Consider the following 21,471-nt stretch of genomic DNA (forward strand, 5'->3'; position numbering starts at 1 on the left):
TCGGCCCGCCCTGTCAGCCGGCCCCTCCCGGGGCGCCTCACCCGGCTCTCGCTCACCGTGCGCTCACCGGATACGATCCGGCCACACATGCGCACTTCCCAGGAGGCGGACGTTGGGGCGGCTCACCGGCAGGGATCCCTCCCTGTTGCGCAGGATCAACTCCGCCGTCGTCCTGCGCGCGCTGCGCGCCGCCGACGGCCCACCGACGCTGTCCGATCTGGCCCAGGCCGCGGAGCTGTCCCGGCCGACGGTCGAGGGTGTGGTGGAGCAGCTGGTGGAGGCCGGCCTGGCGGCCGAGGCCGCCGTCGGGGCCGGTGACGTCCGGCGGCAGGGACGGCCCGCGCGCCGCTACCGCTTCCGGGCCGAGGCCGGTCACCTGCTCGGCATCGAGATCGGCCCGCACCGGGTGGCCGCCGTCCTCTCCGACCTGTGCGGGCGGCGGCTGGGCACGGTCGGGCGCGCGGTCTCCGAACAGGCGACGGCCGACGAGCGGCTGGAACGGGCACGCGCGGTGGTCGCCGAACTGCTGCGCACCTGCGAGGTGCCGCGCAGCACCCTGCGCGCGGTGGGGGTGGGCAGCCCCGGGATCGTGGAGGCCGACGGCATGGTGCGGCTGTGCACGGCGCTGCCGGGCTGGACCGGTCTGCCGCTGGGCGAGCGGCTGCGGCGGTCGTTCCGCTGCCCGGTACTGGTGGAGAACGACGCCAACGCCGCCGCGCTGGCCGAGCACTGGAAGGGCGCGGCCGACGGGGTCGACGACATGGTGTTCGTCCTGGCCGGGCTGAGTCCGGGCGCCGGCTCGCTGATCGGCGGGCGGCTGCACCGCGGATTCGGCGGCGCGGCCGGGGAGATCGGCGCACTGCACCTGCTGGGGCGGGAGGCCACTCCCGAGCACCTGCTGTCCACGACCGGCGAGCCGCTGCACCCGCTGGACGAGGCGGCGGTGGCACGGGTCTTCGCACTGGCGCGCGAGGGGGACGAGCGGGCGCGGCAGGCCGTCGAGCGGTTCATACGGCGCCTGGTGCACGACGTGGCCGCGCTGGTGCTGGCCCTGGACCCGGAACTGGTGGTCGTCGGCGGCTGGGCCACCGGACTGGACGGGGTGCTGGACCCGCTCCGCCGCGAGCTGGAGCGCTACTGCCTGCGGCCGCCGCGGGTCGCACTGTCCCTGCTGGGCGAGGAGGCCATCGCGACCGGCGCGCTGCGGCTGGCGCTCGACCACGTCGAGGAGGAGCTGTTCACCGTGGAGGGCGCCGTCGCCCGCTGACGTCCCGTCGCCGGCGGGCGCGCGGCGTGCGGTTCAGCCCGCCAGCAGCGGGACTCCGGCGGAGTCGCCGAAGGTGAGGCGGCAGGTGTCGGCCCGGTAGGTGGAGAGCGCGACCGCGGCGGTACCGCCCGCGGCGAGGTAGCGGGTGGTGACGACGAGGACGGGCGCGCCGGGCAGCCGGTCGAGCCGCCTGGCGTCCTCCGCCCGGGCGGAGCCGAGTTCCACGGCCCGTTCCTGGCCGCCCAGTTCGAGGCGGTTCAGTTCGCGGAGGACGGCACGGCCGCGGGCGGCTCCCGCCTCGGTCTCGATGCCGGACATTCCGGGTACCGATGCGGCCGGTACGTACAGCGTCTCGGTGGCGACCGCCTGACCGTGGGTCATGCGGACGCGCTGAACGGCGTACACCGGCCGGCCGGTGTCCGTTCCGAGGATCCTGGCCACCGCGGCGGGCGGTACGGTCTCCTGGCAGTCCTCGGCCTGCCAGGCGTCCCCGGGGGCGCCGGGCCAGCTGTGCCGGGCGGGGTTCACGTCGACGCCGACGCGCGGCGGGGCGACGGTGGTGCCCACCCCCCGGCGGCGCTGAAGGCGTCCTTCCAGCTCCAGCTGCTCCAGGGCCTGACGGAGCGTGGCACGGGCGACACCGAAACGCGCGGCCAGGTCCCGCTCGTTCGGCAGGATCTCCCCCACCGTGAACTCCGAGTCGAGCGCCTCCGACAGCACGGTCTTGAGGTGTCGGTACTTCGGTTCCGGCACCGTCTCCAGTCGCGTGGTCCCCACCCTTGCCTCCGCAGTCGCCGTGTCCCGCCGGAATTTATGCGCGCTTCTTTTTTAAAGGTTGTTGCGTATGCCGACTTTAGGGAGCGGCGGCCCACTTGGTCAAGACCAATCCGGCCCGCTAGCGTGCCGAAGCGGCAAGAGGACGACGACAGGGCGACACGAGGGCGAGGGCGGGCATGGAGCAGCGGGTAACGGTCGTCACCGGCGGCAGCCGGGGCATCGGGGCGGCGGTCGCCCGGCGGCTGGCACGGGCCGGGCACCGCGTCGCGGTCGGCTACCAGCACTCCCGCGAGGCGGCCGAGGAGACGGCGCGGGCGGTACGCGCCGAGGGCGCCGAGGCGGTCGCCGTGCGGCTGGACACCAGGGTGGAGAGCGAGGTCGACGCGCTCTTCGAGGAGGCGGCCGGAGAGCTGGGCACGGTCACGGGCGCGGTTCTGAACGCCGGGATCACCGGCCCGCTGGGCCGGTTCACCGAGACCTCCACCGAGGTGATGCGCCGGGTGGTGGACGTCAACGTCATGGGCACGCTGCTGTGCGCACGGCGCGCGGCCCTGGCGATGTCCACGCGGCACGGCGGCCCTGGCGGCTCGATCGTCACCGTCTCCTCGTGCGCGGCCACGCTCGGCAGCCCCGGCGAGTACGTCCACTACGCCGCGGCCAAGGCGGCGCTGGACGCCATGACGGTCGGGCTCTCCAAGGAGCTGGGGCCCGACGGTGTGCGGGTGAACTCCGTACAGCCCGGGGCGATCCTCACCGACATGCACGCCACGATGGGCGATCCGCAGCGGCCCTGGCGCAAGGCCGAGGTGATCCCGATGGGCCGCCCCGGGGAGCCGGAGGAGGTGGCGGGCGCGGTCGCCTGGCTGATGTCCCCGGAGGCGTCCTACACGACCGGGGCCGTGCTGCGGGTGAGCGGCGGGCTGTAGACGCGCCGGTACGGGCTCCGCGGAGCCCGTACCGGTGAGGGGTGGTCAGGTGCCGGGGCGCGGGTCAGGTGCCGGGGCGCGGGGCGGCGGCCCGCTCCGGCGCGGGTACGCCGCCCTCCGGTGCCCCGTCCTCCCCTGCGCCCCGGACGCGGCCGGACGGCGGCGCCGGGTGCCCGCGCCCAGCACCACGCCCGCCCCGACCAGCAGGCTGCCGCCCGCCTGCGCCCAGCCGTAGGAGCCGGTGGCCACCAGCGGGGCGGTCAGCGCCGCGCTGACCGGGATGAGCCCGCAGAAGAGCGTGGCCCGCTCCGCGCCGATGCGGCGGACGGCGGCGTACCAGCAGACGAAACCGATCACCGTGACGACGACCGCCTGCCACAGCAGTGCCACCGCCTCGGCCTGGTCCGGCATCCGCAGCCAGGCCCGGCCGTCGAGCACCGCGCCCAGCAGCGCGGCCTCCACCGCCGCCAGGGCGCAGGCGGCCGTGGACAGCAGACGGGCGCCCAGCGGTCGCACCAGGGGGACGGCGATCACCGCGAACCCCACCTCGCCCGCCAGCGCGGCGGCCGACCACAGCAGTCCGGCGGCGTCGGTGCGTCCCCACCCCTGCACGGCCATGGCCCCGGCCGCCACCAGCAGCGCCCCGTACACCACCGCACGCGCGGGCCGGCGGCCCTCCAGGGCGGGGACGACCACGGCCACGACGACCGGCGCGCAGCCGACCAGCACGCCGGGCACCGCCGGTTCGGCGGTCCGCTCCGCGGCCAGTACGGCGAGGTTGAAGCCGACCATGCCCACGGCGGCGAGCAGGGCGAGGCGCGCCCACTGACGGGCGGTCAGCAGCCGCAGGGGCGCGAGCGCCCCGCGCCCGAGCAAGGGCAGGAGCAGCAGGCACGCCAGGCCGTAGCGCAGGGTCTGGCCGCCGGCGTGGGGGTAGTCGCCGAGCACGCTGTTGGCGGTGAAGGAGGCGCCGACCAGGCAGCAGGCGACGGCGGCGAGCAGGGCGCCGCGGCGGTGCTCGGCCCGGGAGGGGCCAAAGGAGGAGGTCATGGGGCCGACGTTAGGAAGGAGCGCGGACCGGTTTAAGGTCCACTTCCATGGCGGCTACGGGGACCACTTCCGGTGAAAGCGCGGGCGGGTGCGCGGAGGGCGGCGGGAACGGGGGAGCGCCGACCGCGCAGCCGGGCGCCGGGCCTGGCGGGAGCGCGGCGTGGGGACTGCTGCTGCCCGTCCGCGCGGCCCCGCCCCGGCAGCGCGGCCGCGCCCTCCAGGCCGGCCTGCGCGAGGCGGTGCGCTCGGGCCGGCTGGCGCCCGGCGCCCGGCTGCCCTCCAGCCGCGAGCTCGCCGCCGATCTGGGGGTCTCCCGGGGTCTGGTCACGGAGGCGTACGAACAGCTGACCGCCGAGGGTTATCTCACCAGCAGCCGGGGCTCGGGCACCTGGGTCGGCGACACCGCGCGCGACGCACCGGCGGGCGCCCCGCCCGACGGGGGGCGTACGGCCGCGCCCGCCGTGGACTTCCGGCCCGGTTCCCCCGACCCGGCGCTGTTCCCTCGCACCGCCTGGGCCGCCGCCCACCGCAGGGCGCTGGCCGGCCTGCCGCACCACGCCCTGGGCTACCCCGATCCGCGCGGGCTGCCCGAACTGCGCTCGGCGGTGGCCGCCCTGCTGACGCGGCGGCGCGGGGTGGCCGCCACACCCGGGCGGGTGGTGATCTGCTCGGGTGTGGCGCAGGCGATGACCCTGCTGGCCCTCACCCTGGACGGGCGCGGGGGCCGGACGGTGGCGGTGGAGTCCCCGGGGAGCTTCGAACACGCGGCGCTGTTCGCGGCGGCCGGGCTGCGCACCGTGCCGGTCGGCCTGGACTCGGAGGGCCTGCTCCCCGGGGACCTGGCGGCCTCGGGGGCACGGGCCGCGGTGCTCACCCCCTCCCACCAGTTCCCGTCCGGCATCGCCTACTCCGCCGCGCGCCGCTCGGCGCTGCTGGCCTGGGCCCGCGATGTGGACGGCCTGCTGGTCGAGGACGACTACGACGGCGACTTCCGCTACGACCGGGCGCCCGTCGGCGCCCTCCAGGGGCTCGACCCCCGACGGGTCGCCTACACCGGGTCGGTCAGCAAGTCCCTCGCTCCGGGGCTCCGGCTGGGCTGGCTGGTGGCGCCGGACGATCTGGCCGGGGAGATCGTGGAACGCAAACGGACCATGGATCTGGGCCATCCGGTGCTGGACCAGGCGCTGCTGGCCGACTTCATCGCCCGCGGCGAGTACGACCGGCAGTTGCGGCGCTGCGGACGCGCCTACCGGCAGCGGCGCGACGCGCTGCTGCGGGCGCTGGCGGAGCACATCGGGGGCACGGAGGTGACGGGAATCGCCGCGGGGCTCCACGTCATCGCCTCGCTGCCGCCCCGGTGCGGCCCGCAGGAGCGCCTCCTGGCCCGTGCGGCCCGGGTGGGGGTGGTGGTGCGGCCGTTGTCCGAGTACCTGCCGCCGCGCCCGTCGGTGCCGCGCCCGTCGGCGTCCCCGTCTCCGTCGTCGTCTCCGTCCTCGCCGCCGCGAAGCGGCGGCGAGGACCGCGAGAACGGCGAGCACGGCGAGCACGGCGGGCGCGTACGGTTGGTGCTGGGCTACGCGCATCTGACGCCGAACCGGATCGCGCACGGCGTACGGCTGCTGGCCGAGGCGGCCCGGCACCCGTGACAGGAGCGGGGAGGATCCGCCGTCGGGTCAGATCTCCAGCTCCGCCTCGATCCTGCGCAGCTGGTGCCGGGCCATGGCGAGGTTCGCCCGCGCCTTGTCCAGGGCCAGGTAGAGGAAGAGACCGTTGCTGCCGCGCCCCCTCAGCAGCCGGATCAGGTGGTACTGCCCGCCGAGGGTGATCAGGATGTCCTCGATCTCGTCCTTCAGGCCCAGCATCTCCATGGTGCGCACCTTGGCGCGGACCACGTCGGTGTTGCCGGCCGCGGCGACGTTCAGGTCGAGCTCCTTGCCCCCTCCGACGGTGCCGAGCGCCATGCCGCTGGTGTAGTCGACGAGGGCGGCCCCGAGGGAGCCCTCGATGGCGGTCATGGCTTCCTTGAGTGAGGTTTCGACGTTGGCCATGGCTGTCGCACTTCCTTTCCGCGTGCACCGCGGTGCACGTTCCGGTCTCTTTTCGACATATCGGTTTCTCGCGGGCGGGCTCGCCCGCGATGTGGGGCCCCGGGAGGCCGGGCGCCGCCGGCGGTACCGGCTCGGTTCAGCCGTCCTGCGGCCGTTCGTCCGGGCCCGCGGCCAGGCGGGCGATACGGGCTCCGGTCCGGCGGGCCTCCAGATGGATGCGGCCCACGTTGGCGCGCGGCTCCGCCAGGACGGTCAGGAAGGTGGCGGGGCCCGCCGCGTAGGCCGCGACGTACCCGCTCTCCCCCCGCACCAGCAGTTCGCGGAAGCGGCCCCGGTCGGCGGTCTCCGCCAGCCGCAGCGCGTCGGCGAGGGCGGTGGCGGTGAGCGCCGCCAGGGCCCCGGTCCGCGCGCCGGGGGCGTCCTCCGCGAGCAGGACGCCCCCGGCTCCGACCGCGAGGGCGCCGGTCAGATGCGGGACGCGGGAGCGCAGCATGCGCAACTCGCGCAGCACCTCCGGGTCGGCCGCGGCGGGCTGCCGCACTCCGGCGAGCTGCTTCAGCGCGCGCCTCACGGCAGGGCTCCGGTGCCGGCGGGGACGGTTGGGTGCATCACAGACGCGCCTCCAGGGCATCGCGGATCCGGAGCAGCAGGGCGATGTCCGGGTCGGCGGACACCTCCGGGAACCGGGCGGCGGACACGGGGGACGGGGGTGGGGCGGCTCCGGGCGCCGGAGGGTCCGGAGACTTCGGGAACGCCGGGGGCCGGGAGGAGGACGCCGGTCCGGGCGCGGGGGTTTGGATGTGCCCGGCGGCGGCCAGCCGCCGTACGTCGATCAGAACGTGGAAGGCCGGGCGGCCGAGCCGTCGCGCGATATCGGCCGGGGTGCGCGTCCCGTCCGCCAGTTCCAGGAGGGCGCGCTGCCTGCGGGTCGGGGCGGGAAGGACGGCCTGCCGGCTTCGGACCACCGGGGCGGCGTCCACCTCCGGGTGCGGCCACAGGTCCTCCAGCAGCCTTCTGCGGCGCAGGACCTCCCGTTGCAGATCTCCTGCCGGAACCGGCCGGATGGGCCCCAGCCAGTGGGACAGGCCGCTGCGGAACCGGGCCGGCCCGCTGCCGGGGGCGAGGGCGAAGAAGGCCGCGTCGTACAGCGCGCCCAGGTGGTAGACCTCCAGTTCACCCCGGGTCAGCCGGCCGTTGTCGACCAGGAAGCGCGCCACCTGCCGACGGGCCCCGGCCCGCTCCACGGCCTCCCGCCAGCCCTCGGCGGGGAGTCTGCCACCGAGGGTGAGCAGTACGTCCAGCCCCGGGGAGACGGGGCTCTCCGCGTGGACGACCTCGCCGTCGCGCAGATAGAGCGTTCCGCTGCCCCGCAGCAGTGCCCCGGTGGCCCGCTGCGCCGCGAGATGGCCGAGCATCGGTGAGAGGGCGGCCCTCATCCGAGCACCAGCCGTTCGGACAGGTGGCGCAGGCGGATGCGGGCGAGGGCGAGGTTGCCGCCGTCCCGGTCGAGCCACAGGTGGACGAGGAGGCTGCCGTCGAAGACCTGCCCGACGAAGCGCAGCAGGTGGTAGCCGTCGCGGGTGGTGACGATGAGGTCCTCGACCGGCTCTCCCCCGCCGGTCTCCGGCTCCTCCGCGAGCTCCCCGCCGTCGCTTCCGTGCCCGGAGCCGCCGGGCGCGGCGAACGCGATGTGCTCGGCGGCCGTGCGGGCGAGTTCGGCCGTCCGGGCGGCGGTCGTCTCGTGGTCGCCGCACGACGGCTCGCCCACCGCGCCGAGCGCGAGTCCGCTGGTCCAGTCGACCACGGCGGCGCCACGGGCACCGGGCAGCGTCATGGCTTCGAGCAGGCACTCGTCGATTCCGGGCACGTAGGACCCCCTTCCTGCTCGACGTGCGGACGCACCATCAGTGGTGCGGAAGTGACGACGAGGTTACGCATCGTGTCACCCGTTCCGGGCACATTTGAACGATTCCGACCGAGGAAGCGGCGTACTGTTCGAGTGGCAAGTGAACTTGTCATTTTCACGCCGCTCTCCGCCCGCCTTGGCCGGCGCCTGCCCCGGTGCGAGAGACCTGGCACGGCGGGTACCGCCGCGTTCACCCGGAACAGGCCCGCACGCAGCGGCGCGGCTCCCCCGCGTTCGCCTCGCGCGGCCATCATGACCGGCCGTACGACCCGCTCCGCCCGATGCTCAGGAGGTAGTTCGCCCATGGCACACCAGGACTCACCGGAGCGCGCCGCGCCCGCTCGGCGCTCGGTTCTGCGCGGCACGCTGGCCGCCTCGGCGGCGCTGTCCCTGCCCACCGCCGCGCTGGTACCGGCCGCCGCGCCCGCGCTGGCGCTGTCGGGACGGCCGAGGGCCGGCTGGGGGGGTGCAGACCGGGGATGTGACGGCCACGTCCGGCCTGGTGTGGGTGCGCTCGGACCGCCCGGCCCGGATGCTGGTGGAGACATCCGCCACGGAGTCCTTCCGCAACCCGCGCCGCCGGTACGGCCCCCTCCTCGGACCGGGCACGGACTTCACCGGTACGACGGCGCTGCACGGACTGCCGCCGGGCCGGCAGATCCACTACCGGGTGGTGCTGGCCGACCCCGACGACCCCCGGCGCACCGGCGAGCCGGTGTACGGCACCTTCCGCACCGCCCCGGCGCGGCGCCGGGACGGGGTGCGCTTCGTGTGGTCGGGCGACCTCGCCGGGCAGGGCTGGGGTATCAACCCCGACCGCGGCGGCTATCCGGTCTTCGACGAGATGGCCCGGCTGAACCCGGACTTCTTCCTCTTCAGCGGCGACACCGTCTACGCCGACGGACCGCTGACCGAGACCGTGGCACTGCCCGGCGGCGGCACCTGGCGCAACGTGGTCACCGAGGAGAAGTCGAAGGTCGCCGAGACCCTCGACGAGTACCGGGGCAACTTCCGCTACAACCTCATGGCCGAGTCGCTGCGGCGCTTCAACGCGCAGGTGCCCTCCATCGTTCAGTGGGACGACCACGAGGTGGTCAACAACTGGTACCCCGGCGAGATCCTCGCCGACGCCCGCTACACCGAGCGGCGCGTGGACGTGCTGGCGGCCCGGGCCCGGCGGGCGTTCGGCGAGTACTTCCCCGTCTCCTCCCCGCGGCGCGACCGCGACGGGCGGGTCTACCGGGTGGTGCGCCACGGCCCGCTGCTGGACGTCTTCGTGCTGGACATGCGCACCTACCGGAACGCCAACTCCCCCGGTCTTCAGACCTCCGACCCGCGGGGCGTGCTGGGCGCGGAGCAGTTGGCCTGGCTCAAGCGGGAGCTGGCGCGCTCGCGCGCGGTGTGGAAGGTGATCGCCTCGGACATGCCGCTGGGGCTGGTCGTCTCCGACGGCGGACACGTCGAGGCGGTGGCACAGGGCGACCCGGGCGCGCCGCTGGGGCGCGAGCTGCAGATCGCCGAGCTGCTGCGGTTCGTCCGCGACCGGCGGATCACCGGCACGGTGTGGCTGACCGCGGATGTGCACCACACCTCGGCCCAGCACTACGACCCGGCGCGGGCCGCGTTCAAGGACTTCGCGCCGTTCTGGGAGTTCGTCACCGGGCCGCTGAACGCCGGAGCCTTCCCCGCGAGCGCGCTGGACGGCACGTTCGGCCCCCAGCGGGTCTTCGTCAAGGCGCCGGAGCGCGGCAACGTCCCGCCGAGCGAGGGTTACCAGTTCTACGGCCAGGTGGACATCGACGGCGACAGCGGCGAGCTGACGGTGCGGCTGCGCGAGGAGGGCGGCGCGGTGCTGTTCACCAAGGTGCTGCACCCCGGCCGCGTCGGGCAGTAGGCGGCCGGGCGTCCACGGGCGCGGCGCGATACGGCGCGGCACGGCACGGCACGGCGCGATACGGCGCAATACGCTGCGCCCATGGACGCGAACGACGACCGCACCGGCGATCCCGCGGCCGGCCTGACGTACACCGGGGCGGGCGCCACCCGCGAGGACGGCATGCCCGGCCGGCCGCCGGGCTTCGGACTGCTGCGGGTGCGCACCCGCCTCGGTGCGGGCCGGGAGGTCTTCCGGGCCGCCGGGCGGGCCGTGCTGACCTGGCGGATGCACCGGGCCATGGGCGTGGAGATGGCCACGGGCTCCCCGCGCGCCGAGCCCGGGGTGCGCGTGGTGGTGGGGCTGGGCGCCGGACGGCTGCGGATCCACGCGCCGTGCCGGGTGGTGTGGGCGGCGGACGGCGAGCGGCGGGCGGGCTTCGGCTACGGGACGCTGCCGGGGCATCCGGAGCGCGGTGAGGAGGCGTTCGTCGTGGAGCTGGACGACGACGGGGCCGTCTGGCTGGAGGTGCGGGCCTTCAGCCGTCCCGAGGTGTGGTGGGCGCGGGCCGCCGGGCCGCTCGTCCCGCTGTTCCAGCGGCTGTACGCCCGGCGGTGCGCAGCGGTGCTGCGACGGCTCTCCCGCGTCCCCCACGCCTCCCGCGGCCCTCGCGCATGACGAGGCGCCCGGAGAGAGGCGCCCGGAGAGAGGCGCCCGACCGGGAGGCGCCCGGCAAAAAGGGCATGGTTCCCAGAAGGCCCTTAACCCATCGGTCACAACCCGTTCGTGATCACGCAACACCGGTCGGTGAGAGTGACCGCATGACCGAATCCTCCGCACACCGCGCAGATCGCCGCACCGCTCGCCGCGCCACCCGCCGCAAGGCCCGCGGCCCGCACCACTGGCGGCACGACCTGGTCGAGCTGGCGGCGCTGTTCACGGCCGTGGCCGTGGCCGACAGCATCGCCAAGACGGTGGCGCACGGACCCGACGGGCCCGTGCTGCTGGTGCTGTCGGCCGCCGCCCTGCTGGCCACGGCGGGGATCCACATCTGGTGGGCGCGGCGCCGCCACCATCCGCCGCCCGATCCCGGCGGCGATCCGGCCGACGCGGGCTCCGCGCAGGAGCCGCCGGTGCTGTGGCGGCTGCGCACCACCGTGCGGGAGAAGCCCGGATCGCTCGCCGCGCTGTGCACCGCCCTGGCGAAGCTGCGGGTGGACGTCATCGGCCTCCAGACGCACCCGCTGGGCGAGATGACGGTGGACGAGTTCCTGCTGCGGGCGCCCCGCGCACTGGAGGCCGCCGAGCTGGGCCGGGCGGCGGCCGCGGCGGGCGGGCGGGACACCTGGCTGGAGCGGGCCGACGCCCACGATCTGGTGGACACCCCGACCCGGGTGCTGGGCCTGGCCACCCGTACCGCGCTGGACAGCGCCGAACTCCCGCTCGCGCTGCGCCAGTTGCTCGGCCGCTGCACGATCCGTTCGGTGCCCTCCCGGAAGACGGGCGGGCAGCCGCACGGAGAGCCGTGCGGCGGTGAGGTCTCCGAGGACGGCGTGCTGGAGGGGACGGTGATCCGGATGCGCGATCCGCACGGCGGGACGATCGTCGTGGAGCGCCCTCACCTGCCCTTCACCCCGACCGAGTTCGCCCGGGCCCGCGCCCTGGTCGAGCTGGACACCCGGCTGGACGCCCAGTCGGACCCCCGCCCGGCCGGAGCCGCCGGGTCCGGCCCCGGGGCGGAGCCGGCGGGCCGGATGCCGCGCCGCCGCGAGACGCTCACGCTCCCGGAGGGGAACGAGATCACCGTGCGGCGGGCGGACACCTGCGATCTGGAGGCCGCCCGCGCGATGCACCGGCGCTGCTCGGCGCGCACCCTGGCCGCGCGCTACCACGGTCCGGTCAGGGACGCCGACCGCTATCTGAACCACCTGCTCAGCCCGCGCTTCGGCCGCACCCTGGCGGCCGAGACGGCGTCGGGGAAGCTGGTGGCGCTCGGCCATCTGATGTGGGACGGCGACGAGACGGAGGTGGCCCTCCTCGTCGAGGACGTCTGGCAGCGCCGCGGCATCGGCGCCGAACTGCTGCGCCGTCTGGTGGCGATGGCCGCCGAGGCGCGGTGCGAGAGCGTCTACGCCGTGACGCAGTCGCACAACACCGGCATGGTGGCGGCCATGCGCGGCCTGGGGCTGCCGCTGGACTACCAGGTCGAGGAGGGCACCCTGGTGATCACCGCCCGGCTCGTCCCGGTTCCGGCAGCCGCCGAGACGGGACCGCGCTGACGCTCGCGGAGTCCGCGGCGCCCTCTTCGGCGCTCCCGGCGCGGCGCTCGGCCCCGCTCCCGGATCCCCGGGCGGAGCCGAGCGCCGCGTCGAGGTCGTTCCACAGGTCCTCGACGTCCTCCAGGCCGACCGACATCCGCAGCAGCCTCTCGCCGATCCCGCCGGTGCGGCGGTCGTCCTCGCAGACGATGCGGTGGCTGATGGACCCGGGGTGCTGGATGAGGGTGTCCACGCTGCCGAGGCTGACCGCCGGGGTGATCAGCCGCACCCCCGCGATCACCTCGTGCGGCTCCCCCTCGACCTCGAAGGAGACCATGGCGCCGCCCAGCCTCGGGTAGTACACCCGGGCGATCCGCGGGTCGTCCGCCAGGCGCCGGGCCAGTTCCGCGGCCGTGGCCGACTGCGCCCGCACCCGCACCGGCAGCGTGGACAGGCCGCGCAGCAGCAGGTAGCCGGCGAGCGGGTGGAGCACGCCGCCGGTGGCGAAGCGCACCTTCCGCAGTTCGCGGGCCGTCTCCTCGTCGCAGGCGACGACGCCGCCGAGGACGTCGCCGTGGCCGCCCAGGTACTTGGTGGCGCTGTGCAGCACGATGCGGGCGCCGTCCTCGACCGGCCGCTGCAGCACGGGGGTGGCGAAGGTGTTGTCGACCAGCAGCGGCACGGAACCGCAGGAGTGCGCCACGGCCTTCAGGTCGATTTCGGCCAGAGTGGGATTGGCCGGTGTCTCCACCATCACCAGGCCGGTGTCGGGGCGTATGGCGTCGGCGATGCCCGCCGGGTCGGTCCAGGTCACCTCGGTGCCCAGCAGTCCGCTGTTGAGCAGGTGGTCGCTGCAGCCGTACAGCGGCCGGACCGCGACGACGTGCCGCAGCCCCTGGGCGGCGCGCACCAGGAGCACGGCGGTCAGGGCCGCCATGCCGCTGGCGAAGGCCACGCCCGCCTCGGCGCCCTCCAGCCGGGCCAGGGCCGTCTCGAAGCGTGCCACGGTGGGGTTGTCGAGCCGGGCGTAGACCGGCGGGCCCTGCAGCTGGGCGCCGGTGGCGGCGAACTCGTCCAGCCGGGCCGCCTCGGCCCGGCTGTCGTGGGAGGGGTAGGTGGTGGACAGGTCCAGGGGGGCGGCGTGCAGGCCGAGGGCGGCGAGGTCCTCGCGTCCGGCGTGCACGGCCTCGGTGGCCAGCGTTCGGGTGGCGGCCGGCGGTGTCGTGTCCGCGCTGTCCTGGTGGGTCATGCCGCGATGCTGAACAACTACCGGCGTGTAGCGGAAACCAGCCGTGTTATGTTCGGCGAATGTCCGATTCAGTCGTTCTCGACCCGGTCGATCTGGAGATTCTGCGCCTTCTGCAGAACGACGCCCGGACCACCTACCGCGATCTCGCCGCCGCCGTCGGCGTGGCCCCCTCGACCTGTCTGGACCGAGTGGCGCGACTGCGTCGCGGCGGGGTGATCCTCGGCCATGCGCTACGACTGGATCCAGCCAAACTCGGAAGGCCCCTGGAGGCCTTTCTCTCGGTGCAGGTCCGGCCCCACAGAAGGGAGTTGATCGGTCCGTTCGTGGAGCGCGTCCGAGCGCTGCCGGAGTCGCGGGCGCTGTTCCACCTGACCGGCCCCGACGACTACCTCGTCCATGTCGCGGTCGCCGGGACCGCCGATCTGCAGCGGCTGGTGCTGGACGAGTTCACCTCGCGCCGGGAGGTCGCCCGGGTCGAGACGCGGCTGATCTTCCAGCAGTGGACGTGCGGCCCGCTGCTGCCCGCCGAACGGCCGGGCTGACCCGCGGCGCCCCGGCGCCCTCCCCCGTGACTCGGCGGGCGCCCCCGTACCAGGATGAGACCCATGTCCGATACCACGAACACCTCGCCCGAGACCGCGTCCGGCGCGGCATCCGGTGCCGAACCCCTGCCCCGCCGGGTCGCCGACGCCTATGTCGACGATCTGGTCGCGCTCGATCCGATCCTCGGCACCTACCTCGGTCTCCCCGGCGGCCCGAAGGAACTGCCCGACTTCTCCCCCGACGGCCAGGAGGCCCAGGCCGCCCTGGACCGCGCCACCCTGGAACGGCTCACCGAGGCCGAGCGGCGGCCCGGCGGGGACGGCGACGCCGAACGGCGCTGCGCGCGCCTGCTGCGCGAGCGGCTGACCGCGGAACTCGCCGTGCACGAGGCGGGCGAGGGGCTGCGCGCCGTCAGCAACCTCCACTCCCCGGTGCACTCGGTACGCAGTGTGTTCACGCTCATGCCGACCGCGACCGACGAGGACTGGGCGGCCGTCGCCCGGCGGATGGCGGCCGTGCCGGCCGCCCTGGAGGGCTACCGCGCCTCGCTGGCCAAGGGCCTGGCCGGCGGGCTTCCGGCCGGACCGCGCCAGGTGGACACCGTGATCGGGCAGCTCGGCCAGTGGCTGGGCGAGGACGGCGGCGCGGACTGGTTCGTCTCCTTCGCCGCCGGCGGTCCCGAGTCCCTGCGCGCCGAGCTCGGCAGAGGCGCCGCCGCGGCCGCCGGCGCGGTGGCCGGTCTGCGCGACTGGCTGCGCGACACCTACGCCCCGTCCGTCCACGGAGCCCCGGACACCGTGGGCCGTGAGCGGTACCGGCGGTGGGCGCGCTACTGGAACGGCACCGACCTGGACCTGGCGGAGGCGTACGCCTACGGCTGGGAGGAGTACCACCGCATCCACGCCGAGATGCGCTCCGAGGCCGTCAAGGTCCTGCCGGGCGCCGCGACCCCGTGGGAGGCGCTGCGCCGTCTCGACACGCACGGCCGGGCGATCGAGGGCGTGGAGGAGACCAGGGTGTGGCTCCAGGGGCTGATGGACGAGGCGATCGAGAAGCTGGACGGTACGCACTTCGACCTGGCCGGGCCGGTCCGGCGCGTGGAGTCCATGATCGCCCCGCCGGGCAGTGCCGCCGCGCCGTACTACACCGAGCCGTCGCTGGACTTCTCCCGGCCCGGCCGCACCTGGCTGCCGGCGATGGGGCGGACCCGTTTCCCCGTCTACGAGCTGGTCACCACCTGGTACCACGAGGGCGTACCCGGCCACCACCTCCAGCTCGCCCAGTGGACGTACGTCGCCGACCGGCTCTCGCGCTACCAGACGTCGGTGGGGATGGTCAGCGCCAACGCCGAGGGCTGGGCGCTGTACGCGGAGCGGCTGATGGACGAGCTCGGCTTCCTGCACGACGCCGAGCTGCGGCTGGGCTATCTGGACGCGCAGATGATGCGCTCCGTCCGGGTCATCGTGGACATCGGCATGCATCTGGGACTGGAGATCCCGGACCACTCCCCCTTCCACCCCGGCGAGCGCTGGACACCGCACCTGGCCCAGGAGTTCTTCGGCATGCACAGCGGCCTGCCCGCCGACCACGTCGAGAGTGAGCTGGTGCGCTACCTGGGCATGCCGGGCCAGGCGATCGGCTACAAGCTGGGCGAACGCGCCTGGCTGAAGGGCCGCGCGGCCGCCCGCGCGGCGCACGGCGACGCCTTCGACGCCCGGAAGTGGCACATGGACGCGCTGTCCCTGGGCTCGCTGGGCCTGGACGATCTGGTGACGGAGCTCTCCGCGCTCTGAACCGCGCGCGAGCCGCGCTCCGAACCGCACTCCGAGCGCCGCACGGCGCCCCGTGGGGCGCGCGGATTCCCGCCGCGCGCTCCACGGGGCCCGCCGCCTCCCGCCTCCTCGCCCCGCCGCCACCCCCCGGCCACCCCACTGTCATGCTTTCGACACGTTGCTGGTGTACATGCCGGGTTTGCGGAAACCACCACCGCCCCCCTCCGGGCATCACTGCGGCGCTCCGGCCCGACGCCATATCAGATGATCGCCCGCAGGGCCACAACCTGGCCATTTCCCCTCCCTCGCACGGCCCCGGGCCCTACGCTGTCGTCGCACGCGACCCGCGGTTACCCCGGTCGGCACCATCCGACGGTTTGACCGTTTCTTCCCGCAACGACGCGTCCGCGAGGAAAGTTGATGACCGATATAACGACCTTGGCGAGTCTGTTCGGCTCGGGCCTGGCCGTGGCCCTCACGCCGGTGGCGGTGCGCCAGGCTCGTCTGATCCGCGGGCTGCGGACGCAGCTGTCCGAAGCCCGTTCCGGCAGCCGGGCGCGGGACGCCGAGCTGGCCCGGCTGGCCGGGGTGAGCCTGCCGGCGACCGTCCAGGCCGTCAGCGACCGGCAGCCGGTGCCGGACCTCCCGCCGGTCTCCGCGGAACTGGTCGGAACGCCGTTCGCCCGCCATCTCGACGATCTCCAGGAGCAGGTCGTACGCGCCCTCACCGACGCCGAGGGCCGCACCGCGCAGATGACCCAGGCGACGCTGCTGTCCGTGGCCCGCACCCTCCAGGCGCTGGCCAACAAGCAGCAGATGGCCGTCACCGACATGCTCCGCAAGCACGACTCGCCCGAGGTGCTGGGCGATCTGCAGGTGGTCGACCACGCCACCGCCCAGATCCTGCGCCGTGCCCAGGCGATCACCGTGGTGTGCGGCTCGTACCCGGGCCGGCAGCACAACGCCACCCCGCTCAGCGATGTGGTGCGGGGCGCGGTCAGCCGCATCCTGGACTTCCGGCGCGTCAGGATCTTCCACGACGAGGGGGACCGCGCCGTCGTGGGACGGGCCGTGGAGGGGCTGGTGCTCGCGCTCGCCGAGCTGCTGGAGAACGCCACCCGCTACTCGCACCCGGACACCCAGGTGCTGGTGCAGTTCGAACGCGCGCACAACGGGCTGTCCGTCATCGTGGACGACAAGGGCGTGGGCCTCCAGCCCGGCGAGCGGGAGCGGGCCCAGAGCCTGCTGTCGGGACAGGGGCCCGTCAGCGTCACCCGGCTCGGCGACCCCCCGAAGTTCGGTTTCGCCGTGATCGGCATGCTGAGCAGCCGGTACGGGTTCGAGGTGTCGGTGACCAAGTCCCCCTACAGCGGGGTGCGGGCGGTGGCGTTCCTGCCCAGCCCGCTGCTCACCGACCCGACCCCGACCCAGCCGGTGGCCACGCTCGGCTCGTCCGGCTCGTCCGGCTCGTCCGGCTCCCAGCCGGCTGCCGCCGCTCCCCCGCCGGCAGCCGAAGCGGCCACCGAGGCGGCGGTGGGACCGGCTGGTCCGGCGGGGGCGACCACCGCGGGCGGGCTGCCCAAGCGGCGGCGGCGCACCGCCGGCGCGCAGACGCCCCCCATCCCCGCCCCCCGGTCCGCCGAGCAGCCGGCGTCCGGCCGCTCGCCGCGGGACTCCGCTGCCGCCCTGGGCGGCTTCGCCCGTGCCGCGCGGGCCGCCCAGCGCAACACGTCGACGTCCGGAGGGTCCGAGCCGGACGGGTCTGAAGGGAACACCGAGGCATGATCTTCGACAACGAGAAGCTGGCCTGGATGCTGGGGCAGATCATGGACCAGCCCGAGGTCCACGACGCCCTGCTGGTCTCGGGGGACGGCCTGGTCCGGGCCTGCACCCCGGGCCTGGACCGGGACACCGCCGAGCAGACCGCCGCCGCGCTGGCCGGCGTCCAGGCCACCTCCAGCGCCAGCGCCCGGCTGTGCCGCTCCGCACCGGACTCCTGGGAGCAGAGCCTGACGCAGTTCCGCGACGGATACGTCATCACCATCCGGGCGGGCGACGGGAGTTTCCTGGCCGTGGGCACCTCCGGCGCGGCGGACGTGGAGGCCGTCGGCTTCCGGATGCACCAGCTGGTGGCCCAGCTCGGCGGGCAGATGACCAGCGAACCCCGCCACGACTCGGGCGGCCCGACATGACCCCCCGCCGCGTACGCACGGACCTGGTCCGGCAGTACGTCATCACCGGCGGCCGCGACCGGCCCAGCCGCAACACCCACACCCTGGAACTGGTCACCCTGGTCACCGCCACCGGTGACCGGCCGGTGGCCGAGCTGGAGCCCGAGCAGCACAGGATGGTCCGGCTGTGCCGGGGCGGCTATCTGTCGGTGGCCGAGGTCGCCGGCCACGTACGGCTGCCCGTGTCCGTCACCACCATCCTGCTGGCCGACCTGATCGACAGCGGCCACATGGTCGCCCGCAAGCCCCCGCCGGTGGCCCGGCCCACCGACCTCGACGTCCTGGAGAAGGTCCTGGATGGCCTCAACAACATTCTCTGACGGTGGCATCTACGTCCGCGACACCGTCCAGACCGCCGCCAAGCTCCTGGTCGTCGGGCCGTTCGGCGTCGGCAAGACCACGCTGATCGGCGCGGTCAGCGAGATCGAGCCGCTGCGGACCGAGGAGATCATGACGCAGGCCGGCGCGCTGGTGGACGACCTCAGGGGCGTGGAGGACAAGAGGACCACCACCGTCGCGATGGACTTCGGCCGCCTCACCCTCTCCCCCGAGCTGGTGCTGTACCTGTTCGGCGCGCCCGGCCAGCGGCGCTTCATGCGGGTGGCCCCGGTGTGGCGGCAGCTGGCCCTGGGCGCCTACGGGGCCCTGGTGCTGGCCGACACCCGGCACCTGGACGCCTCCTTCGACGCGATGGAGACGGTGGAGGGGCACGGCCTGCCGTACGCGGTCGCCCTCAACTCCTTCCCCGACTCCCCGCGCTTCCCCGAGGAGGAACTCAGAGAGGCCCTCGACCTGCGGCCCGAGACCCCTTTGGTCGACTGTGACGCGCGGGACCGCGCCTCCGCCGCACGGGCGCTGATCGCCCTGGTCAAGCACGTCCGCACCCACCACCAGGAGCACGTTTCGTGACGATCCCGCCTTCCGGCCCGGGCGCGGCTCCGCCGCCGGGCTGCCCCGCCCACCGGCCCCCGGGCGCGTCCGCCGCCGGCCTGCCGCGGCTGTACGGCCCCGCCTTCGCCGCCGACCCGGACACCACCTACGCCGCGCTGCGCGCACAGGGCCCGGCGAGCTGGGTGGAGCTCGCCCCCGGCGTCCCCGCGATCGTGGTCACCGACTACGGCGCGGCCCTGGAGGTGCTGCGCAGCTCGCGGTTCAGCAAGGACGCCCGCCGCTGGACGGCCCTGAACCAGGGCCTGATCCCGATGGACAACCAGGTCGTCCCCATGATGGGTTTCCGGCCCAGCCTGCTGTTCGCCGACGGCGACCGGCACCTGCGGCTGCGCAGGACCGTCGACGACGCGCTGGCCCGCGTGGACTCCTACCGCGTGCGCGCCTTCGTGCGGCGCAGCGCGACCGCGCTGATCGGCGAGTTCGGCCCCGCCGGCTCGGCGGACCTGGTCTCCCAGTACGCCGAGCGGCTTCCGGCGCTGGTGTTCACCCAGCTCTTCGGCTGCGACGACGCGCTGGCGGGTCGCATGTCCCGGGCCTGCGCGCGGATGATCGACGCCGAGCCCGCCACGGCCCAGCAGGGCAGCGAGGACCTGGCCCGCTGCCTGGGCGAGCTCGTCGCCGCCAAGCGCCGCTCCCCCGGCGCCGATGTGACCTCCTGGCTGCTGCACCACCCGCTGGGGCTGTCGGACGAGGAGATGATCCACCAACTGGTGGTCCTCATCGGCGCGGGCACCGTGCCGCAGTCGGCCTGGATCTCCAGCTCCGTCATGCTGCTGCTGACCGACGACAGGTTCGCCGGCGATCTGTCCGGCGGCAGCCTCACCGTCTCCGACGCCCTCAACGAGGTGCTGTGGGAGCAGTCGCCGATGGCGAACTTCTGCTTCCACTACGCCACGAACGAGTACGACCTGCGCGACGACTCCGGCGCCGGGCTGCCGATCCCGCCGGGTGTCCCGGTGCTCGTCAGCCACGCGGCGGCCAACACCCAACAGCCGCGCGACGGCGGCGGCCGCCGGCCGGCCAACCACGCCCATCTGGCGTTCGGCGCGGGGCCGCACGTGTGCCCCGCCCAGGGCATCTCCCAGATCATCACCGACGTGGCCATCGAGACGCTGCTGGACGTGCTGCCCGACGTGGCACTGGCCGTCCCGGCCTCCGAACTGATCTGGCGGCTGGGCCCCTTCCACCGCAGCCTCTCGGCGCTTCCGGTGACCTTCCCGGCGCTCCCCGCGCCCGACTCCGTACCCGAACCCGACTCCGTACCCGAACCCGACTCCGTACCCGAACCCGACTCCGCGTACGACTCCGTGCCCGCGCGCACTTCCGCACCGTCCGACACGACCTCCGGAGGCCAGCCATGGAATCCCCCGACATCCCCGTCCTCGACCCCACAGGCCGAGACCTCCACGGCGAGGCGGCCCGGCTCCGCGCCCAGGGGCCGGCGACGCGGGTGGAGCTTCCCGGTGGGGTGGTCGCGTGGTCGGTGACCGGGCACGAGTACATCAAACGGCTGGCCGGCGACCGGCGCGTCTCCCGTGACCCGAGGCGGCACTGGCCGGAGCTGGAGCGAATACCCCAGGACTGGTCGCTGAACGTGTGGGTGCGGGTGGTCAGCGCCTTCACCAGCTACGGCGCCGAGCACCGCCGGCTGCGCGACATGATCGCCCCCTCCTTCACGCCCCGCCGCACCGAGGCGCTGCGCCCCCGCGTCCAGGAGATCGTCGACGGACTGATCACCTCCCTGGAGGCCTCCGATCCGGGTGAGGCGGTCGATCTGCGCGCGAAGTTCGCCTACATCATCCCCAACGAGGTGATCTGCGAGCTGTTCGGCGTCCCCGCCGACATGCGCGCCTGGACCCGGCGGGTCATGGACGCCGTCCTGAACACCGGCGCCTCCCCCCAGGAGGCGCGGGCGGCCTACGCCGAGATGTGGGCCTGCATGCGCGCGCTCGCGGACGTCAAGCGCGTCCGGCCGGGCGACGACATGACCACCGAGCTGATCGCCGCCCGCGACGGTGACTTCGCCTTCGACGAGGACCAGTTGATCAGCACCCTCGTGCTGATGATCGGCGCGGGCAGCGAGACGGCCGTCAACCTGATCGCCAAGGCCGTCCACGCCCTGATCACCCGGCCCGGCCAGCTCGCCCTGGTGCGGGAGGGGAGGGCGACCTGGGACGACGTGATCGAGGAGACGCTGCGCGTCGAGGGCCCGATCATGCACATGCCCCTGCGCTACGCGGTGGAGGACATCGACCTCGACGGCGTGCTGATCCGCAGGGGCGAGCCAATCATCCTCGCCTTCGGAGCCGCGGGCCGCGATCCCGCCCTCCACGGCGAGGACGCCGGCGCCTTCGATCTCACCCGCACCGAGCGGGAGCACCTGGCGTTCGGCTACGGCGTCCACTTCTGCCTGGGCGCGCCCCTGGCCCGCATGGAGGCGGCCATCGCGCTCCCGGCCCTCTTCGAGCGATTCCCCGACATCCGGCCGGCCGCCGGGGTGGACGGGCCCGTGCCCCAGGCGTCGTTCATCGCCAACGGCCACCAGTCCCTGCCGGTCCACCTCAAGCCCGTTTCCTGACGCCCGTCGCGGGCCGTCGGCGCCGGTGGGCTCCATGCCCGC

At 74.7% G+C, this 21,471-nt stretch carries 20 protein-coding genes and 1 pseudogene; 14 read left to right on the top strand and 7 right to left on the bottom strand.

Going from position 1 to position 21,471, the window contains the following annotated elements; all coding sequences use genetic code 11:
• Positions 1-112 precede the first annotated feature (112 nt).
• Positions 113-1,267, top strand: a complete 1,155-nt coding sequence (locus tag CUT83_RS15885; RefSeq protein ID WP_101256495.1) for an ROK family transcriptional regulator — start codon at positions 113-115, stop codon at positions 1,265-1,267.
• A gap of 33 nt (positions 1,268-1,300) precedes the next feature.
• Here CUT83_RS15885 and CUT83_RS15890 read toward each other — a convergent pair whose 3' ends face one another.
• The gene (locus CUT83_RS15890; protein WP_101256496.1) at positions 1,301-2,044 is read right to left on the bottom strand and encodes a GntR family transcriptional regulator; all 744 of its coding nucleotides are present in this window, start codon (positions 2,042-2,044) and stop codon (positions 1,301-1,303) included.
• Positions 2,045-2,220: 176 nt separating this feature from the next.
• Here CUT83_RS15890 and CUT83_RS15895 point away from each other — a divergent pair, with 176 nt between their 5' ends.
• Positions 2,221-2,970, top strand: coding sequence for an SDR family oxidoreductase (locus tag CUT83_RS15895; protein ID WP_101256497.1), 750 nt, complete (start codon positions 2,221-2,223; stop codon positions 2,968-2,970).
• A gap of 45 nt (positions 2,971-3,015) precedes the next feature.
• Here the strand turns inward: CUT83_RS15895 and CUT83_RS15900 are convergent, their stop codons facing one another.
• Positions 3,016-4,020 (bottom strand): DMT family transporter, encoded by a 1,005-nt coding sequence (locus CUT83_RS15900; protein WP_101256498.1) that lies wholly within the window; start codon positions 4,018-4,020, stop codon positions 3,016-3,018.
• A gap of 47 nt (positions 4,021-4,067) precedes the next feature.
• On the opposite strand from CUT83_RS15900, the gene pdxR reads away from it, so the two are divergent.
• The gene (gene pdxR, locus CUT83_RS15905) at positions 4,068-5,666 is read left to right on the top strand and encodes a MocR-like pyridoxine biosynthesis transcription factor PdxR (RefSeq protein WP_101256499.1); all 1,599 of its coding nucleotides are present in this window, start codon (positions 4,068-4,070) and stop codon (positions 5,664-5,666) included.
• 27 nt (positions 5,667-5,693) lie between these two features.
• Here the strand turns inward: pdxR and CUT83_RS15910 are convergent, their stop codons facing one another.
• From CUT83_RS15910 to CUT83_RS15925, 4 genes are all read right to left on the bottom strand, one after another.
• Complete coding sequence (locus CUT83_RS15910) at positions 5,694-6,068, bottom strand: hypothetical protein (RefSeq protein ID WP_101256500.1); 375 nt, start codon at positions 6,066-6,068, stop codon at positions 5,694-5,696.
• A gap of 136 nt (positions 6,069-6,204) precedes the next feature.
• Complete coding sequence (locus CUT83_RS15915; protein WP_240958411.1) at positions 6,205-6,639, bottom strand: roadblock/LC7 domain-containing protein; 435 nt, start codon at positions 6,637-6,639, stop codon at positions 6,205-6,207.
• Positions 6,640-6,676: 37 nt separating this feature from the next.
• Positions 6,677-7,504, bottom strand: coding sequence for a hypothetical protein (locus tag CUT83_RS15920; RefSeq protein WP_101256502.1), 828 nt, complete (start codon positions 7,502-7,504; stop codon positions 6,677-6,679).
• Positions 7,501-7,935, bottom strand: a complete 435-nt coding sequence (locus CUT83_RS15925; RefSeq protein WP_101256503.1) for a roadblock/LC7 domain-containing protein — start codon at positions 7,933-7,935, stop codon at positions 7,501-7,503. The genes CUT83_RS15920 and CUT83_RS15925 overlap by 4 nt, the downstream gene beginning before the upstream one ends.
• Positions 7,936-8,277: 342 nt before the next feature.
• Between CUT83_RS15925 and CUT83_RS15930 the strand changes: the two are divergent.
• The 3 genes and pseudogenes from CUT83_RS15930 to CUT83_RS15940 all read left to right on the top strand — a co-directional run bounded on the left by CUT83_RS15930 (position 8,278) and on the right by CUT83_RS15940 (position 12,126).
• Positions 8,278-9,868 (top strand): annotated as a pseudogene (locus CUT83_RS15930) (alkaline phosphatase D family protein).
• A gap of 81 nt (positions 9,869-9,949) precedes the next feature.
• Positions 9,950-10,525, top strand: a complete 576-nt coding sequence (locus tag CUT83_RS15935) for a DUF1990 domain-containing protein (protein WP_101256504.1) — start codon at positions 9,950-9,952, stop codon at positions 10,523-10,525.
• Positions 10,526-10,668: 143 nt separating this feature from the next.
• Positions 10,669-12,126, top strand: a complete 1,458-nt coding sequence (locus tag CUT83_RS15940; protein ID WP_101256505.1) for a GNAT family N-acetyltransferase — start codon at positions 10,669-10,671, stop codon at positions 12,124-12,126.
• Here the strand turns inward: CUT83_RS15940 and CUT83_RS15945 are convergent.
• Complete coding sequence (locus tag CUT83_RS15945) at positions 12,074-13,354, bottom strand: trans-sulfuration enzyme family protein (protein ID WP_101256506.1); 1,281 nt, start codon at positions 13,352-13,354, stop codon at positions 12,074-12,076. The genes CUT83_RS15940 and CUT83_RS15945 overlap by 53 nt on opposite strands.
• 59 nt (positions 13,355-13,413) lie before the next feature.
• Here CUT83_RS15945 and CUT83_RS15950 point away from each other — a divergent pair, with 59 nt between their 5' ends.
• From CUT83_RS15950 to CUT83_RS15985, 8 genes are all read left to right on the top strand, one after another.
• Complete coding sequence (locus CUT83_RS15950) at positions 13,414-13,896, top strand: Lrp/AsnC family transcriptional regulator (protein WP_101256507.1); 483 nt, start codon at positions 13,414-13,416, stop codon at positions 13,894-13,896.
• 63 nt (positions 13,897-13,959) lie between these two features.
• The gene (locus CUT83_RS15955) at positions 13,960-15,690 is read left to right on the top strand and encodes a DUF885 domain-containing protein (protein WP_101256508.1); all 1,731 of its coding nucleotides are present in this window, start codon (positions 13,960-13,962) and stop codon (positions 15,688-15,690) included.
• A gap of 399 nt (positions 15,691-16,089) precedes the next feature.
• A complete protein-coding gene (locus CUT83_RS15960) occupies positions 16,090-17,454 on the top strand; it encodes an ATP-binding protein (protein WP_194074711.1) in 1,365 nt (454 codons plus the stop codon).
• Positions 17,451-17,861, top strand: coding sequence for a roadblock/LC7 domain-containing protein (locus CUT83_RS15965; RefSeq protein ID WP_101256509.1), 411 nt, complete (start codon positions 17,451-17,453; stop codon positions 17,859-17,861). The genes CUT83_RS15960 and CUT83_RS15965 overlap by 4 nt, the downstream gene beginning before the upstream one ends.
• The gene (locus CUT83_RS15970; RefSeq protein ID WP_101256510.1) at positions 17,858-18,220 is read left to right on the top strand and encodes a DUF742 domain-containing protein; all 363 of its coding nucleotides are present in this window, start codon (positions 17,858-17,860) and stop codon (positions 18,218-18,220) included. Before CUT83_RS15965 ends, CUT83_RS15970 begins: the two co-directional genes overlap by 4 nt.
• Positions 18,198-18,809 (top strand): GTP-binding protein, encoded by a 612-nt coding sequence (locus CUT83_RS15975; protein ID WP_101256511.1) that lies wholly within the window; start codon positions 18,198-18,200, stop codon positions 18,807-18,809. The genes CUT83_RS15970 and CUT83_RS15975 overlap by 23 nt, the downstream gene beginning before the upstream one ends.
• Positions 18,806-20,338, top strand: a complete 1,533-nt coding sequence (locus CUT83_RS31000) for a cytochrome P450 family protein (RefSeq protein ID WP_240958413.1) — start codon at positions 18,806-18,808, stop codon at positions 20,336-20,338. The genes CUT83_RS15975 and CUT83_RS31000 overlap by 4 nt, the downstream gene beginning before the upstream one ends.
• Positions 20,302-21,429 carry a cytochrome P450 family protein gene (locus CUT83_RS15985; RefSeq protein WP_241524803.1) on the top strand — a complete coding sequence of 376 codons (1,128 nt, stop codon included), beginning with the start codon at positions 20,302-20,304 and terminating at the stop codon, positions 21,427-21,429. Before CUT83_RS31000 ends, CUT83_RS15985 begins: the two co-directional genes overlap by 37 nt.
• Positions 21,430-21,471 lie beyond the last annotated feature (42 nt).

Origin of the sequence: Streptomyces barkulensis (assembly GCF_002843305.1) — a bacterium.
Lineage (GTDB): Bacteria > Actinomycetota > Actinomycetes > Streptomycetales > Streptomycetaceae > Streptomyces > Streptomyces barkulensis.

Coding starts and splice junctions, on each gene's coding strand:
- CUT83_RS15895 (WP_101256497.1), top strand. CDS start 2,221: ATGGAGCAGCGGGTAACGGTCGTCACCGGCGGCAGCCGGGGCATCGGG.
- CUT83_RS15900 (WP_101256498.1), bottom strand. CDS start 4,020: ATGACCTCCTCCTTTGGCCCCTCCCGGGCCGAGCACCGCCGCGGCGCC.
- pdxR (WP_101256499.1), top strand. CDS start 4,068: ATGGCGGCTACGGGGACCACTTCCGGTGAAAGCGCGGGCGGGTGCGCG.
- CUT83_RS15910 (WP_101256500.1), bottom strand. CDS start 6,068: ATGGCCAACGTCGAAACCTCACTCAAGGAAGCCATGACCGCCATCGAG.
- CUT83_RS15920 (WP_101256502.1), bottom strand. CDS start 7,504: ATGAGGGCCGCCCTCTCACCGATGCTCGGCCATCTCGCGGCGCAGCGG.
- CUT83_RS15935 (WP_101256504.1), top strand. CDS start 9,950: ATGGACGCGAACGACGACCGCACCGGCGATCCCGCGGCCGGCCTGACG.
- CUT83_RS15940 (WP_101256505.1), top strand. CDS start 10,669: ATGACCGAATCCTCCGCACACCGCGCAGATCGCCGCACCGCTCGCCGC.
- CUT83_RS15945 (WP_101256506.1), bottom strand. CDS start 13,354: ATGACCCACCAGGACAGCGCGGACACGACACCGCCGGCCGCCACCCGA.
- CUT83_RS15950 (WP_101256507.1), top strand. CDS start 13,414: ATGTCCGATTCAGTCGTTCTCGACCCGGTCGATCTGGAGATTCTGCGC.
- CUT83_RS15955 (WP_101256508.1), top strand. CDS start 13,960: ATGTCCGATACCACGAACACCTCGCCCGAGACCGCGTCCGGCGCGGCA.
- CUT83_RS15960 (WP_194074711.1), top strand. CDS start 16,090: ATGACCGATATAACGACCTTGGCGAGTCTGTTCGGCTCGGGCCTGGCC.
- CUT83_RS15965 (WP_101256509.1), top strand. CDS start 17,451: ATGATCTTCGACAACGAGAAGCTGGCCTGGATGCTGGGGCAGATCATG.
- CUT83_RS15970 (WP_101256510.1), top strand. CDS start 17,858: ATGACCCCCCGCCGCGTACGCACGGACCTGGTCCGGCAGTACGTCATC.
- CUT83_RS15975 (WP_101256511.1), top strand. CDS start 18,198: ATGGCCTCAACAACATTCTCTGACGGTGGCATCTACGTCCGCGACACC.